Source organism: Lentzea flaviverrucosa, from assembly GCF_003350445.1.
In the GTDB taxonomy this organism is placed as follows: Bacteria; Actinomycetota; Actinomycetes; order Mycobacteriales; family Pseudonocardiaceae; genus Lentzea; species Lentzea californiensis.
In genome coordinates this window covers 104,897-119,663 of record NZ_QQAU01000002.1, presented here as the reverse complement: position 1 = coordinate 119,663, position 14,767 = coordinate 104,897, and the positions used below count along the sequence as shown (strand labels likewise).

14 protein-coding genes are annotated in these 14,767 nt (G+C 69.6%); 7 read left to right on the top strand and 7 right to left on the bottom strand.

Features of this window, described 5'->3' with window-relative positions:
- Positions 1 to 22: 22 nt before the first annotated feature.
- Complete coding sequence (locus DFR72_RS44895) at positions 23 to 352, top strand: hypothetical protein (protein ID WP_143086738.1); 330 nt, start codon at positions 23 to 25, stop codon at positions 350 to 352.
- Between the two features lie 18 nt (positions 353 to 370).
- On the opposite strand, the gene DFR72_RS06645 is transcribed toward DFR72_RS44895, so the two are convergent.
- On the bottom strand, positions 371 to 1,288 hold the full coding sequence (locus tag DFR72_RS06645) for an NUDIX hydrolase (RefSeq protein WP_245982739.1): 918 nt from the start codon (positions 1,286 to 1,288) through the stop codon (positions 371 to 373).
- Positions 1,288 to 3,558, bottom strand: coding sequence for an RNA degradosome polyphosphate kinase (locus DFR72_RS06640; protein WP_425459874.1), 2,271 nt, complete (start codon positions 3,556 to 3,558; stop codon positions 1,288 to 1,290). The genes DFR72_RS06645 and DFR72_RS06640 overlap by 1 nt, the downstream gene beginning before the upstream one ends.
- Positions 3,559 to 3,880: 322 nt before the next feature.
- On the opposite strand from DFR72_RS06640, the gene DFR72_RS06630 reads away from it, so the two are divergent.
- Positions 3,881 to 5,416, top strand: coding sequence for an LVIVD repeat-containing protein (locus DFR72_RS06630; protein WP_090066466.1), 1,536 nt, complete (start codon positions 3,881 to 3,883; stop codon positions 5,414 to 5,416).
- Here the strand turns inward: DFR72_RS06630 and DFR72_RS06625 are convergent.
- The 3 genes from DFR72_RS06625 to cofC all read right to left on the bottom strand — a co-directional run bounded on the left by DFR72_RS06625 (position 5,335) and on the right by cofC (position 8,317).
- Positions 5,335 to 6,504, bottom strand: a complete 1,170-nt coding sequence (locus tag DFR72_RS06625) for an acyltransferase family protein (protein WP_090066465.1) — start codon at positions 6,502 to 6,504, stop codon at positions 5,335 to 5,337. The genes DFR72_RS06630 and DFR72_RS06625 overlap by 82 nt on opposite strands.
- Before the next feature lie 161 nt (positions 6,505 to 6,665).
- Complete coding sequence (locus DFR72_RS06620; RefSeq protein WP_090066464.1) at positions 6,666 to 7,640, bottom strand: hypothetical protein; 975 nt, start codon at positions 7,638 to 7,640, stop codon at positions 6,666 to 6,668.
- 53 nt (positions 7,641 to 7,693) lie between these two features.
- Positions 7,694 to 8,317 carry a 2-phospho-L-lactate guanylyltransferase gene (gene cofC / locus DFR72_RS06615; protein ID WP_090066762.1) on the bottom strand — a complete coding sequence of 208 codons (624 nt, stop codon included), beginning with the start codon at positions 8,315 to 8,317 and terminating at the stop codon, positions 7,694 to 7,696.
- Positions 8,318 to 8,388: 71 nt separating this feature from the next.
- Here cofC and DFR72_RS06610 point away from each other — a divergent pair, with 71 nt between their 5' ends.
- The 4 genes from DFR72_RS06610 to DFR72_RS06595 all read left to right on the top strand — a co-directional run bounded on the left by DFR72_RS06610 (position 8,389) and on the right by DFR72_RS06595 (position 11,754).
- Positions 8,389 to 9,096: a lysophospholipid acyltransferase family protein gene (locus DFR72_RS06610; RefSeq protein ID WP_090066463.1), complete on the top strand. Its 708-nt coding sequence runs from the start codon at positions 8,389 to 8,391 to the stop codon at positions 9,094 to 9,096.
- 5 nt (positions 9,097 to 9,101) lie between these two features.
- The gene (locus tag DFR72_RS06605) at positions 9,102 to 10,112 is read left to right on the top strand and encodes an NAD(P)H-dependent glycerol-3-phosphate dehydrogenase (protein WP_090066462.1); all 1,011 of its coding nucleotides are present in this window, start codon (positions 9,102 to 9,104) and stop codon (positions 10,110 to 10,112) included.
- Entirely contained in the window at positions 10,109 to 11,176 is a 1,068-nt protein-coding gene (locus tag DFR72_RS06600) for a cystathionine gamma-lyase (RefSeq protein WP_090066461.1), read from the top strand. Before DFR72_RS06605 ends, DFR72_RS06600 begins: the two co-directional genes overlap by 4 nt.
- Before the next feature lie 119 nt (positions 11,177 to 11,295).
- Positions 11,296 to 11,754, top strand: coding sequence for a cysteine dioxygenase (locus tag DFR72_RS06595; RefSeq protein WP_090066460.1), 459 nt, complete (start codon positions 11,296 to 11,298; stop codon positions 11,752 to 11,754).
- Here the strand turns inward: DFR72_RS06595 and DFR72_RS06590 are convergent.
- Positions 11,735 to 12,379 (bottom strand): pyridoxamine 5'-phosphate oxidase family protein, encoded by a 645-nt coding sequence (locus tag DFR72_RS06590; RefSeq protein WP_090066459.1) that lies wholly within the window; start codon positions 12,377 to 12,379, stop codon positions 11,735 to 11,737. The two genes, DFR72_RS06595 and DFR72_RS06590, sit on opposite strands and share 20 nt — an antisense overlap.
- A 67-nt stretch (positions 12,380 to 12,446) precedes the next feature.
- On the opposite strand from DFR72_RS06590, the gene pdxR reads away from it, so the two are divergent.
- Entirely contained in the window at positions 12,447 to 13,817 is a 1,371-nt protein-coding gene (gene pdxR, locus DFR72_RS06585; protein WP_090066458.1) for a MocR-like pyridoxine biosynthesis transcription factor PdxR, read from the top strand.
- On the opposite strand, the gene DFR72_RS06580 is transcribed toward pdxR, so the two are convergent.
- Positions 13,801 to 14,757 (bottom strand): GNAT family N-acetyltransferase, encoded by a 957-nt coding sequence (locus DFR72_RS06580; protein ID WP_170176154.1) that lies wholly within the window; start codon positions 14,755 to 14,757, stop codon positions 13,801 to 13,803. The two genes, pdxR and DFR72_RS06580, sit on opposite strands and share 17 nt — an antisense overlap.
- Positions 14,758 to 14,767: the final 10 nt, after the last annotated feature.

The following is a 14,767-nucleotide window of genomic DNA, read 5'->3' as shown; positions in this document are numbered from 1 at the left end:
CAACAACGCGGAAGGCCCCGGCGTGCGCACGCCGGGGCCTTCCGCGTTGTTGCTGTATTTTGGCCGCTGCTCCGCAGACGGCGGCGGGTTCGCCGGGAAGTCGGTCGTCCAGCCGCCGCTCCGGCCCGAATCGCCTGCGGCGGTGGACCCGAAGAGGCGACTGGACGACCGACGCGAACTCGCGGATCAGGCGCGCGGGTGGCTGCTGGCCCGCAGCGAGAACGCGTGGCGTCCCAATAGAAATAACGCCGCCACGCCTGCGAACGCTCCCGGCACAAGCGAAACCGCCGCCTTCCAGCCCGACTTGGTTGCCACAGGCGAACTTTCGTCGGAGCGGGAGGACGGCGGCTGAAAACGTCTGCGAACAGCCTTACGGGCGGGCCAGCGCGGAGGGCAGGTAGTGCGCCGACACCAGGGTTGGCCAGCGCGAAGGCGAGTCCGAAGTGGACCAGGTGCCGAACGGCCTGGTGAAGGCCAGCACCCACGTGCTGCCCTTCTTGCAGGGGATCTCCTCGAGCCGCAGCCCGCCCATTTCGGCCAGCGACTGCACGACGGACGGAATCACGCCTCCCTGTGAGGAGAGGACGGCGCGGCCTTCCAGGGCAGCGACCTCCAGCAGCCGCACGAGGCCTGCGTCGGGGTCGGGCCAGTAGCCCTCCTCCGACAGGCGCACCTCCTCGGCCATCTCCACGTCCAGGTCCTCGGCCACGCCTCGCACGGTGTCCACACAACGCACCCTGGGCGCCGTGTGGACGCGCACCGGTGCCCACAGGGGCAACATGGCGCGCAGCGCCGCGGCCTGGCGCCAGCCCGCGTCTGAGAGCGGGCGGAGGTCGTCGTCACCGTTCCACTCCGACCGCTTACCGGCCTTCGCGTGCCGCACCAGCAGAACGACCAGCAGGTCCGCGGGCAGTCGGGCGAACTCGGCCAGCACCTCGCGGTCCGGTTCGTAGGTCAGCAGTTCGGACGCCTCGGCGATCGGCAGCCACCGCAGCAGATCGACCTCTTCATTGGGGACGAACGAACCGGAAACGGCCTGAGCGGAGTAGTAGTCGACCGTCTTCGGCACGCCTTTCACCGAATACGACACCTGCCGGAGATGGCGGCCGAGGACACAGGAGAAGCCCGTCTCCTCCTCTATCTCGCGCACGGCGCAGGCCGGAATCGTCTCTCCGTGGTCGAGTTTGCCTTTCGGCAGGGACCAGTCGTCATAACGCTGGCGGTGCACCACCGCGACTTCGACGTCACCGTCGGCGTCGCGCCAGAGCACCGCCCCAGCAGCTTTGATCACCCAAGAGCTCCGTGCCTGTGCAGCAGTTCCATCTGGTGGTCCCGCACGGACGAGCCGTCCGAAGGCGAGGCCTCCCATTCTCCGTCAGAGCGCAGGACCCAGCAGCGCGTGTGCGGGTCGAGGGCGGACTCGAACATGTCGCCCAGCTGCTTGGTCAGGCGCGGGTCGGCCACGCGCAGGGCCACCTCGACGCGGCGGTCCAGGTTGCGGTGCATCATGTCCGCGCTGCCGATCCAGTACTCGTCGCAGGCGACGAAGTGGAAGACGCGCGAGTGCTCCAGGAACCGGCCCAGGATCGACCGCACCTGGATGTTCTCCGACAGTCCCTTGATGCCCGGCTTCAGGCCGCAGATGCCGCGCACCACCACGTCGACGGGCACGCCTGCCTGCGACGCCCGGTACAGCGCGTCGATGACCTGCTCGTCCACGAGCGAGTTCACCTTGATGCGCACACCGGAAGGCTCACCGGCCTGCGCGCGCTCGATCTCCAGGTTGATCCGGTCGACGATGCCCTTGCGGACGCCGTAGGGCGCGACGAGGAGAGAGCGGTACTCGTCCTGGCGCGCATAGCCGGTCAGCACGTTGAAGAGGTCGGTGAGGTCCGCGCCGATCGTCGGCTCGGCGGTCAGGATGCCGACGTCCTCGTACAACCGCGCAGTCTTCGGGTTGTAGTTGCCGGTGCCGATGTGGCAGTAACGGCGGATCGTCGAGCCCTCCTGGCGCACCACGAGCGACGTCTTGCAGTGCGTCTTCAGGCCCACCAGGCCGTAGACGACGTGCACGCCCGCCTTCTCCAGCGCCCGCGCCCACTTGATGTTCGCCTGCTCGTCGAAGCGCGCCTTCAGCTCCACCAGCGCCACGACCTGCTTGCCCGCCTCGGCCGCGTCGATCAGCGCGTCCACGATGGGCGAGTCGCCGGAGGTGCGGTACAGCGTCTGCTTGATGGCGAGCACGTGCGGGTCGGCCGCGGCCTGCTCGATGAAGCGCTGCACCGACGTGGAGAACGAGTCGTACGGGTGGTGCACGAGCACGTCGCCCTCGCGCAGCGTCGCGAAAACGCTCTTCGGCGTCTCGCGCTCACCGAACGCCGGGTGCGTCGCCGGCACGAACGCCGGGTCCTTCAACGTCTTGCGGTCGATGCCGTAGAGCTGCCACAGGCACGACAGGTCGAGCAGGCCGGGCACGGTCACGACGTCGTGCGGGTCGACCTCCATCTCCCGCAACAACAGTTCGAGCATGTGCTCGGTCATGTCGTCGGCGACCTCCAGGCGCACCGGCGGACCGAACCGGCGCCGCGCGAGCTCGCGTTCCAGCGCCTGCAACAGGTCCTCGTCGCGGTCCTCCTCGACCTCGAGGTCCGCGTTGCGCGTCACCCGGAACGCGTGGCACTCGATGACCTCCATGCCGGCGAACAGCTCGCCCAGGTGCGCGGCGATGAGTTCCTCCAACGGCAGGAACGTCGCGGAAGTGGAAGACCGGTCCCCTTCCACCCGCACCAGGCGCGGCACGTTGTCCGGCACCTTCACACGGGCGAACCGCTCGCCGCCGCCCTCGGGATCGCGCACGGTCACGGCGAGGTTCAGCGACAGCCCGGAGATGTAGGGGAACGGGTGCGCCGGGTCGACCGCGAGCGGCGTCAGGACCGGGAACACCTGCTCGCTGAAGTAGTTGGAGAGCCTCAGGCGGTCGTAGTCCGTGAGGTCGCCCCACGTCACGATGCTGATCCGGTGCTCTTCCAGGCCCGGCCGGATGTGGTCGAGGAACGTGCGGGCGTGCTGCTCCACGAGTTCCTGGGTGCGCTTGGAGATCGACACGAGCTGCTCTTGCGGCGTCAGCCCGTCCGCGCTGCGCACCGACAGACCGGTCTCCGCGCGCCGCTTCAGGCCCGCGACCCGGACCATGTAGAACTCGTCCAGGTTCGAGGCGAAGATCGCGAGGAACTTCGCGCGCTCCAGCAGCGGCTGAGAGGAGTCCTCGGCCAGTGCGAGCACGCGGGCGTTGAAGTCCAACCAGGACAGTTCACGGTTGAAGTACCGGTCGTCCGGGAGGTCGGTCGGTATCGCGCTGGACGTCACCGCGGGCGGTGCGGAAGGCACGCCGCGCAACGGGGCGGCGGCCGTGGGACCGCGTTCGACCTTCGCCCGGGTCGTCGAAACTCGCCGGGTCGCCGCGCGGGGCTGCTTGCGCGGGGTCGCCGCTTCCGCTTTGTCACGCGGGGCGCGGCGTCGGGAGGGTGTCGCCTTACCGTCGTTGTCGTCCTTGCTCACGTCACGCATTGTGGCGCACTATCGCCGTGAGCGCCCCTAACCAGGGCATCCGTCTGATGAACTCCTCGTCACAGAACAGGCATGCGAAGAGCGGTAACGACTCCGTCGGGGCTACGTTCGAGGGTCACCCGCTGCCCCGGACGCAGCATCCGCCAGCCACCCGCCGTGACGGCTTCGGCACTCACGTCGACGAGAACGCCGTCATCACGCAGAACGACGGCAGAGCCGTCACTGTTAAAAGTAGACACGGTCGCCTGCACGGACCAGAACCCTAGACGTTCGGACCTACACGTCAGATTCGGCGCGCTGCCAGGGTCGATTCATGAAGGTTATTGCCACGATCACCGCGGCGACCCTGTTGGCCTTCACCACGGCAGGCCTGGCTTCGGCGGCTTCCGCCGAACCCCGGACCCCCGAGGTGGACAAACCACGACTGCAGGCGGCGGCCAAGAACGTCCGCCTGAAGGCCTCACTTCCCGGTACCGAACGGGCCATCTCGATCGCGTTCGCCCAGTACGGCAAACGCGACGTGGCGTTCGTCAGCATGGAGACCGGGCTCAAGACGTTCGACGTCACCGACCTCGACCAGCCGAAGCTCCTCGACCACCTCACCAAGGAGGAGATGGCGCTGCCGGGCGACGACCCGGCGAAGCGCTTCTGGGAGAACGAGGACATCAACGTCGACCCCAAGCGCAAGCTCGCGTTCCTGGCGCGCGAGGTCAACTCGTTCGGCCGTGCGCTGCCCGGCGACCGCCCGACCGGCAACTACATCGTGTCCGCAGTGGACCCGGCCGACCTGAAGGTCCTCAGCTTCCACCGGCAGAACACCGGTCACACCAGCACCTGCATCAACGACTGCTCGTTCCTCTGGACGGCCGGACTGGACAGGTCGGACGCCAAGACCGGGCGGATCTTCGTCACGGACATCCGCGATCCGAAGACCCCGAAGGAACTTCCGGTCTCCGTCGACGTCCGCGGCAAGGCCGGCGAGGGGAAGATCACGCACGACGTGCAGGTCGACGCCCAGGGCATCGCGTGGGTGGCGGGCGACGACGGCACCCGCGGGTACTACACGCAGGGCTGGCACCGCGACCCGTTGACCGGCAAGTACCGCGAGGCCAAGGCGTGGGATCCCGTCCCGTACGCGGGCGGCGCCGTGCCGAAGGCGGACATGCCGACCTCGTTCACGCACAACTCGTTCCGGCCGATCGGCCGCACGCTGCTCGACGGCCCGTTGCCCACGCGGGAGAACCCGCCGGGCTCGCTGCTGCTGCACACCGAGGAGGCGTTCGGCTCGCCCACCTGCAAGACCGAGGGCCGTTTCGTCATCTCCTCGCTGCAGGGCACGCACAACGGGGAGGGCTGGGGCGAGGCGCCCAAGGAGATGAGGACCGTCGGCATCTGGAGCCCGGACGACCAGGAGGGCACGATCCCCGGCAACGTCACGTGCTCCGCGCACTACTTCGACGTGCAGAAGAGGGTCGTCGCCTACTCCTGGTACAACCAGGGCACCCGGTTCCTGGACATCTCCAACCCGGCCAAGCCGATCCAGATCGGGTACTGGCGGCCGGACACCGCGACGTCCTGGGCGCCGTACTGGCACCGCGGCACCGTGTTCGTGGCGGACATCTCGCGCGGCGTTGAAATCCTGCAGCTGGAGAAGGGCGCTCACGAGGCGCAGGCGAGCGGCACTCCCGTGACGCTGACCGCGCACCACGCCAGGGAACTGGCGAGGGAGAGCGACAGGGAACCCGTGCCGCTCGCCCCGAACCCGTTCTACGGCTGGGCCTGCCCGATGGTCGCCAGCCGCGACGACTCGGCCGACTGCGGTGCGGGAGCCTGCGGCGCACCCTGCTGAGCCACGCCGGACCTGACAGCGGCCTTCGCGCGCTGGCGGGTGATCACGCGCCGGCCGAGGCCGATCATCGGGATCTCCACGGTCGCGTAGAGGACACTCGCCAGCGCCAGACCCAGTGCCGTGACCACGACGGCCTGCCCGAGGCCGGACAGAGCGGGCCAGAAGAACGCGATGATCGTCGCGGCGATCGTCTGCACCAGGTAGAGCGAGTACGAGCGCTCGCCGACGAACTGCATCGGCTTCACGGACAGGAACGTCGTGGCCGGTCCGGGCGCGATCATCGCGGTCAGCAGCACGGCCGTCGCGAGCGCGTACACCGGGATGACCAGCACGTGACCGGGAATCCCGTTGATCCCGTCGAGGAAACCGGCGATGGGCTTCACGCTCAGGTGCACCGCGACGAACCCGGCCGCGACGACGACCTGCGCGACGCGGTTCGTGAGGGGCCGCAGCAGGGCGAACCCACGCGGGCTGTGCAGGGCGACCGCGAGCAGCACGCCCGTCAGGATCGAGAAGTAGTGCAACGGCCAGCCGGGGTTGCTGTGCGACGCGGTGAAGTTCACGACCACGAGCGCGAGCAGCATGCCGAGGGCGGCGGCACCGGCGCGGCGGCGCAGCACGACGGTGCCCAGCGCGATCGCCACCAGCGGCCAGACCAGGTAGAACTTCTGCTCGATGCCCAGCGACCAGGACTGCCCGTACGGGCTGGCGCCGGCGAACTCGTTGGTGAACGAGAAGAAGTACGGCAGCGCGGGGCCGATGCCGTTGCTCAGGAACGTGCCCGCCAGCGCGGACGCCACGACCGTCACGAGCAGGATCACGAAGTAGACGGGGAGGATTCGGAAACCTCGCCGCAGGTAGAACTCACGAAGCGAGATCCGGCCGGTCCGCTGCTCCTCGCGCAGCATCAGCGTGGTGATCAGGAATCCGCTCAGGACGAAGAACATCTGGACCCCGGCCCAGCCCTGGAGCCGGTCCGGTCCGCCGTAGTGGAAGAAGACGACCAGAACCGCGGCGATCGCGCGCAGGCCGTCCAGAGCGGGAAAGCGGCGCAACGCCAGGTAGTCGGCGTGCGTCAGTGAACTCATGCAGGAAACACCTCAGGGCAATGCGTCGGGGAGGACGACACCGGGGGAAGCGTCGTCGGGCACAGGGGGATACGGATGTAAAGGTGCCGGGGTTCCCTGCCGAGTTGCTCAAACCAACACTTTCGTGTTGTTCGTCACGGATTCAACAGGGTGAATCCCGGTCAGCAGCGGGAGAGCGGTGACAGCTTGGCCAGCGGAGCGGTGGCCGCGACGCGCCACCCCTGCTGGGTGAGCGCTCCGCCGTGGACTTCCAGCCAGTAGCCGCCTTCGGTGGTGTGCACGGTCGCGCCGCTGCGGATGTCCGTGACGTACGACGACTCCGACTGCCACGACACGAAGTCGCCGCTGACCCGCGGGAACAGGATGCCCTCCGTGCTCGGCGCGGACCTGACCCCGGCCAGTTCCCGCGGTTCGGTCCAGCCCTCGCGCCAGCCGATCAGCTTCTCGCCCCGCGTCCACACCACCGTGCGGCCGTCGGACACCACGCTGCCACCGGGTTCGGCGTTCTTCAGCTGTTCGGGCAGCGCGCCCTCGGCGCGGAACTTCCCGTCCTGCAGCCAGATGACCGCGTCACCGAGGAAAGCCGGCAGTGTGCCGGGGCCGACGACCCTGTCCTTCTTCTTGGCCAGGTCGTAGAGGTGCACGCCTGAACTGTCGGACCAGGCGGCTTTGCCGTTGTGCACCACAGCGCCGTTGCTGCCTATGCGGACGGGCGCGCCGTCGTTGCGCGAGTCCCACGCGTAGGTCGTGGTCGCGTGGTTCTCCGGGTGCGGTGTCGTGGAGAACGTCACCCAGCGGCCGTCGAACTCGACGCCGAAGAGCTGTCCGTCGTCCTGCACCGCCATCACCTGCTGGCGCTTGCCGTGGTCGTGCAGCACGAGCTCGGTCGTCCTGTTGCGCGTGGTCTTCACCAGTGTGGTGCCGGCGTCCTCGTTCGCCGCGACGACGATGACCTTCTCGTGCGGGCCCGCCTCCGTCCTGTCGAGGGACAGCAGGTCCTTCCAGTTCTGGGGAAGGTCCACCCGGCAGGTGCTGAGCTTGCTCTCCGCCGTGTAGTCGGACGGCCGGTCGATCGGATAGGCGGCCACACAGCCCGCGAGGGCCGTGACACCCGCCAGCGCGATGAGCGCTCGCATCAGTCTCCCAAATCGTGATCACCCCAGTGACCCGGAAGACGTGTGGCGCGTGTTCAGGTTGTCCAGGCGGGCAAGGCGTTCGCGGTGCGCGTGCCGAGCCCCAGCGCGAGCGCGAGCCGCAGGTCTTCTTCGGTGTCCACGTCACAGCGCAGCGACGGCCACGCCCCGATCAGCGCGACCGCACCGGAAAGCCGGTGCAGCCCGGCCGATCCGACGCCGAACCGCGGGTCGAGCTCGCCGCCGGGCGCGGCGAGGAGCAGCGTCGTGCCGGTGCCCTGCCGGTCGGGGACGAACGCGCGGCGACCGGCCGAGGCTTCGAGCGCGGCCTGCAACTCGTCGGGCTTGAGCGCCGGCAGGTCCGCCTGGAGCGCGCCGATGCGGGACGACCGGAGCGTGCGCGCGCCGTGGAGCAACGCCTCGTTGAGGCCGGGTTGCGGCGGTTCCGGCAGCGACTCGACGCCGAGTGCGGCCATTTCCGCCGCGACCGCCGGATCCGATGTGATGGTGACCACTCGGCGGACTCCGGGGGTGGCCACGGCCGCGCTCACCGTGTCGAGGGCGAGCGCGAGCGCCAGCGCCGCGTGTGACACCGGATCTCCGCCGGTCGCGCTGGTCAGCCTGGTCTTGGCCCGGTCCAGCGTCTTCACCGGAACCACGAGGTCAACTTCATCCCGCACCTCGCCATAGTCCACGATTCGCGGGCTAGTGTGCTGTCGGGCGCAGATCTACGCAGGTTAGGAGAGGCCTCGTGGCCAAAAGGGAGAAGGGCGGCTTCTGGGTCGGGGTCGCCGCGGCGATCGTCTACCCCATGTCGTTCGTGCTGGGCAGGCACCGGATGCTGCACGGAGACCGGATCCCGCGCCAAGGGGCGGCGCTGCTCGTCATGAACCACATCTCGCACCTCGACCCGTGCTACGACGCCATGTTCGTGCACAAGAACTACCGGGTGCCGCACTTCCTCGCGAAGCACAGCCTGTGGAACGTGCCGATCATGGGCAGCATCCTCAAGGGCGCGAAGCAGATCCCCGTCTACCGGGGGACCACGGACGCCCAGCAGAGCCTGCGCGAGGCGCACAACGCGCTGGAGACCGGTCAGGTCGTGGTGATCTACCCCGAGGGCACGATCACCAAGGACCCCGACGGCTGGCCCGCGAACTCGCGCACCGGCGTGGCCCGGCTGGCGCTGCAGCACGACGGCCCGGTCATCCCCGTCGCCCGCTGGGGCACGCTCGACCTCTACAACCACTACCAGAAGAAGTTCCGGCCGCTGCCGCGCAAGACGATCACGCACTTCGTCGGTGAGCCGATCGACCTCTCCGCGTACCGCGGCAGGGAGGAGACGCTCCCGTTGCTGCGCGAGGTCACGGACCTGCTGATGGGCGCCGTCAAGGAGCACCTGGCCGAGGTGCGCCAGGAGCAGGCGCCCGAAGGTTTCTACGGACCCAGGAAGGCCTGAACACCATGGCGATCGAACGTGTTGCGGTGCTCGGCTCCGGTTCGTGGGGCACGGCCTTCGCGAAGGTCATCGCGGACTCCGGTCCCGAGGTCGTGCTGTGGGCGCGGCGTCAGGAGGTCGCCTCCGAGGTCACCGAGACGCGCGTGAACTCCGGCTACCTGCCCGGCATCTCGCTGCCGGCCAACCTCACGGCCACCTCCGACCCGGCGAAGGCGCTGGACGGGGCGGACGCGGTGGTGCTGGCCGTGCCGTCGCAGACGTTGCGGGTGAACCTGTCGGCGTGGAAGGAACTGCTGCCGCCGGACGCGACGCTGGTGTCGCTGTCCAAGGGCGTCGAGCTCGGCACGCTCAAGCGGATGAGCGAGGTGATCCGCGAGGTCGCCGGCGTCGACGAGTCGCAGGTGGCCGTGGTGTCCGGGCCCAACCTGGCCAAGGAGATCGCCGTCGAGCAGCCGACCGCGACCGTCATCGCGTGCACGGACCACGACCGGGCGGTCGACCTGCAGCACGCGTGCTCGAACTCGTACTTCCGCCCGTACACCAACACCGACGTCGTCGGCTGCGAGCTGGGCGGGGCGTGCAAGAACGTCATCGCCCTGGCGTGCGGCATGGCGGCGGGCATGGGCTACGGCGACAACACGATGGCGTCGATCATCACCCGCGGCCTGGCCGAGACGGCACGGCTGGGCGCGGCGCTGGGCGCCGACCCGCTGACGTTCGCGGGCCTCGCCGGACTGGGCGACCTGGTGGCGACGTGCGCGTCGCCGTTGTCGCGCAACCGGTCCTTCGGCGAACGGCTCGGGCGCGGCGACACCCTCGCGCAGGCGCAGGAAGCCGCGCACGGGCAGGTCGCCGAGGGCGTGAAGTCCTGCTCGTCGATCCGCGAGCTCGCCAACGCGCACGGCGTCGACATGCCGATCACCGAAGGCGTCCACCAGGTCTGCCACGACGGGCTGAGCGTGCGCGACCTCGGCGCCGCCCTGCTGGGCCGCGACAGGAAGCACGAGCGCCAGTGACCCCCGAACTCGGTGACGGCACGCGAGTCGTGCACGCGGTCTCAGGTGAGCCGGGCGAACCGTTCGGCGCGCAGCCGGTGTTCGCGTCGGCGTACCACCTGGGCGGCCAGGACTACTACGGCCGCGCGAGCAACCCGACGTGGCGTGCGCTCGAAACGGCGCTGGGCTCGCTCGAAGGTGGCGAGTGCGTCGTCTTCCCGTCCGGGATGGCGGCGGTCTCGACGTTGCTGCGGACGGTCCTGTCGACGGGGGACACCCTGGTCGTCCCGTCGGACGGCTACTTCCTGACCAGGAAGTTCGTGTCCGAAATGGACGTGAACGTGGTCGAGGTGCCCACGGCGGGGCCGTACCCGTCGTTCGAGGGCGTGCGGCTGGTGTTGCTGGAGACGCCGTCGAACCCCGGTCTGGACGTCTGCGACATCGCGGCGCTGGCGGACCGGGCGCACGCCGCGGGTGCGTTGCTGGCCGTGGACAACACGACCGCGACGCCACTCGGGCAGCGGCCGCTGGAACTGGGTGCGGACGTCGTGGTCGCCTCGGACACCAAGGCGGTCGCGGGCCACAGCGACGTCCTCTTCGGACACGTCACGCTGGCGAACGCCGAGCTGGCGGCCCGGATCCGCGACGCGCGGACGTTGAACGGCGCGATCCCCGGGCCGTTCGAGACGTGGCTCGCGTTGCGCGGCCTCGGAACCCTGGACCTGCGGCTCGCGCGGCAGGCGGAGAACGCGGCGGCGATCCACGCGTTGCTGAAGGGCCGGGTGGCGAACCTGCGGTGGCCGGGAGCGTCGGACGACCCCGCGTTCCTCGTGGCGGCGCAGCAGATGCGGCGCTTCAACGGCGTGCTGACGTTCGAGCTCGAGTCGGTCGAGGCGGTGAACCGGTTCCTGGAGCGCTCGAAGCTGGTGTCGGCGGCGACGTCGTTCGGCGGCCTGCACTCGACGGCGGACAGGCGTGCGCAGTTCGGCGACCCGGTGCCGGAAGGCCTGGTGCGCTTCTCGGCCGGCTGTGAGGACACCCGCGACCTGGTCGCGGACGTGTCCCACGCTTTGGGACTGGATTGACGGAGGGTCCCGGTTCCGGGACCCTCTGCTCCATGTCCTTGCACGCATGTTGCTGTTGTACCTGGCGATAGTCCCGCGTCCTCTTTTCGCGCATTCGCCTGGTAAGGACCCTTTCTCCGATGTTCGCCGTTCCTGAGAACAGCGTCGTGCTGTCTGAGAACTCCGCTCTCTTGCACCCCGTTCGGGTGGCTCTGTCGTGGTCTGCCGACCGCGACCGCTGGAAGCACCTGCTCCGGTACGACCCGGAGGAGCGCTTCTCGGCGTTGGTCGACAAGACCGACGACCAGGAGATCTGGCTGATGAGCTGGCTCCCCGGACAGACCGCGTCACTGCACGACCACGACCACACTTCGGGTGCGTTCACCGTCGTCAGCGGCATGCTGACCGAGGTCGTGACCACCAAGATCCAGGTCGTGCACTCGCTTCACGCCGGTCAGTCGCGCGTGTGGGGGCCCGGCTACGTGCACCAGGTGCGCAACGACGGTGTGGATCCGGCCGTGTCGATCCACGTCTACCGCCACGGCACACGTGCCATGACCTCGTACCGCTACGACCCGGTCAACGGGCCCGTTCGCTGACGTGCGGCGGGATGGCCTTGTCCGTCTCGTGCGGCACGGGCGCGCCCCACGTCGTGATGAGCGGCATGTGCCCGGCCCACACGAGGTTCGCTTCGAGGTCCGACGGCTCCTCGCCCGGCCCGCCCTCGCGCACCTTGACGCTCGCCTCGGTCAGGTCGATCTCCAGCGCGGCCGTCTGCGCGAGCTCCTTCTTGGACGGTTCGCGCGCGTAGTCCCAGCTGCCCGGCGTGACGTGCTCGACGATCGTGCGCAGGGCGTGCGCGGCGTCCTCGGCGATCTTCGCGGTGCCGTGGACGATCGCGGACCGGTAGTTCATCGAGTGGTGGAACACCGACCGCGAGTAGACGACGCCGTCCACGAGCGTGACCGAGACGCAAACCTGCTTGCCCTCCAGCATGCTCCTGATGGACCGTGAGCCCGTCGAGCCGTGCAGGAAGATGCGGTTGCCGTCCCGTCCGTACGCGGTGGGGATGAGGAACGGCGCCCCGTCGACCTCCACGGCGAGGTGGCACACGAGACCCGCGTCGAGGATGTCGTAGAGCACCTGACGATCTTCGACGGCTCGGTTCTTGCCGCGGACGACGGTGCTGCGCGGGGTGGGGGAGAGCTGCACGTCAGTGGTCATGGTTCCACTGTGCTGGCGGAAGTGGCATTATTGAAGCGCCATTTTCCGTCGATTTGAGAAGGCCACTTTGGCAGAAACCGCGCTCCCCGTGGCCCTGGACCGCGAGTCCGCCGAACCACTCGCCGTCCAGCTCGCCGACGCACTGCGTTCCGCCGCGTCGGAGGGCCGTCTGCGCGCGGGCGACCGGTTGCCGTCCACGCGCGCGTTGGCCGACTCGCTCGGAGTGTCGCGCACGGTCACCGCCGCCGCCTACGAACAGCTGCACGCGGAGGGCTGGATCGCCGGCCGGCACGGTTCCGGCACCTACGTCACCACGACGCCGCCCGGCCCGCTGCGCAAACGTTCGCGCAAGCCCGTCGCGCCCGTCATCACCGACTTCGTGGACCTCGGCACCGGCGCACCCTGGGCCGGTGGCCTCGACCGCGCGGCCTGGCGCCGCGCCTGGCGTGCCGCGGCGGACGCGCCCCCGTTGTCCCGTCCCGAACGCGCAGGCCTGCCCGAATACCGCGAGGCCATCGCCGAACACCTGCTGCGCCACCGCGGCCTGGCCGTCAACGCCGACCCCGTGCTCGCGACCGGCGGCACCACCGCCGTGCTCACCGAGATCGCCGTCGCGGTGCTGAAGCGCGGCGACGCCGTGGCCGTCGAGGAACCCGGCTACCAACGGGCGGTGGGCGTCTTCCGAGCCAACGGCCTGAAGGTCGTCCAAGCCGCAGTCGACGCCGAGGGCCTTCTCCCGGACGCAGTGCCGGCAGGCGTGAAGGCCGTCTACTGCTCGCCCGCCCACCAGTACCCGCTGGGCGGGCGCATGTCGGCGGCACGGAGGGTCGCGCTGGTGGAACGGGCAAGACGCGACGGCTGGCTCGTCATCGAGGACGACTACGACGGCGAACTCAGGTACGACGTGGCGCCGCTGCCGTCCCTGGCCGCACTGGCCCCCGACGTCGTGGTCCACCTCGGCACCACGAGCAAGATCCTCACCCCGACCCTGGGCGCGGGCTGGATGGTCGCCCCCGAACACATCGCCACGACCGTCCTCGAACACCGCGACCTGACCGGCACCAGCCCGGCGGCAGCGGGCCAGCGGGTGGTCGTGGAACTGGCACGGATGGGCGACCTCGGCCGGCACCTGCGCAAACTCCGGCGAGAACTCTCCGAACGGCGCGCACTCATCATCGACACGTTCGCCGACGCCGGCATCGAGGTGCTCGGCGACGACGCAGGCGCGCACGTCGTGGTGCTGCTGCCCAGCGCCGAGCAGGAGCGTTCGTTGATGAGGCAGGCGCTCGAGCGCGGGCTGCGGGTGGACGGGCTGGCCCGGCACTACGTGAACCGGCCCAAGCTGCAGGGGCTCGTCATCGGGTACAGCGCTTGCTCGCGGGAGCAGTTGGTGAGCGCGTTGCCGGTGCTGACGGAGTTGCTCAGAAGGTCCGGCTGACCACGACCACTTCGCGGTCGGTGACGAAGCCGAGCTGCTCGTTCACCCTGATCATGTGGGAGTTCGACGCGTCGGTCCCGGTGTCGATGCGTTCGAGCGCGGGCCGTTCCGCGAACAGCCACCGCAGCATGTGAGCCTTGACGGCGCGGCCGAGGCCGTGGCCGCGGTGGGTGGGGGCGACCATCGTGCTTCCCCAGCGCGTGTTCGTCGAGTCGCCGGGGTGCAGCGGAACGTCGGTCAGGGCGACCACGAGACCGGTGGCTTCCTCGACCGCGACGACGACGCGTTGCTCGACACCGTCGGCGCGAGCCTCGGCCTCCTCGGCCCGCACCACCTCCGGCGTCCACTCCGGTGCCCTCACCGCGGATTCCGTGGCCGGTGCGTCGTGAATCGACTGCCGGGTCGCGGCCACCGACGGCAGCAGGTGCTCCGGCGTCGAACCGATCCACCGCTCCAGCCGGTACCCACGCGGCGCGTCCAGTTCCCAGGTGGCCGGATCTGCGCCGGCGACCGTCAGCAGCTGGATCACTCTGGACGCGGCCACGTGGAACCCGCGCGCCACCGCCCAGTGCTCGCCCGCGCTGCCCTTGATCACACCCCAGCTCTCGAAGGTGTCCCGCCCGCGGTCGCGCAACTCCGGCAGCAACCGCTCCAGCAACGCGGTGCCGATGCCCTGCCTGCGGTGATCCGGGTGCACCGTGATCGGGCCGATCGCCAGCCGTGCGTTCACACCTCCGAGCAGACCGACGGAGGTGATGCCGACGCCTTCACCGTCACGGCGGGCGATCAGGCGGATCACCTCGCCGAAGTCCGGGTTCGTCTCCCGCAGCGACGCGATGATCCGTTCCCTGCTCGACCCCGGATGTGCCGCGATCCGCACGTCCGCGTAGGCGCGGAGTCCGGCGTCGTCGGCCAGGTCGAGCGCTTTGATCTCCAGCACGCGGCCGAGG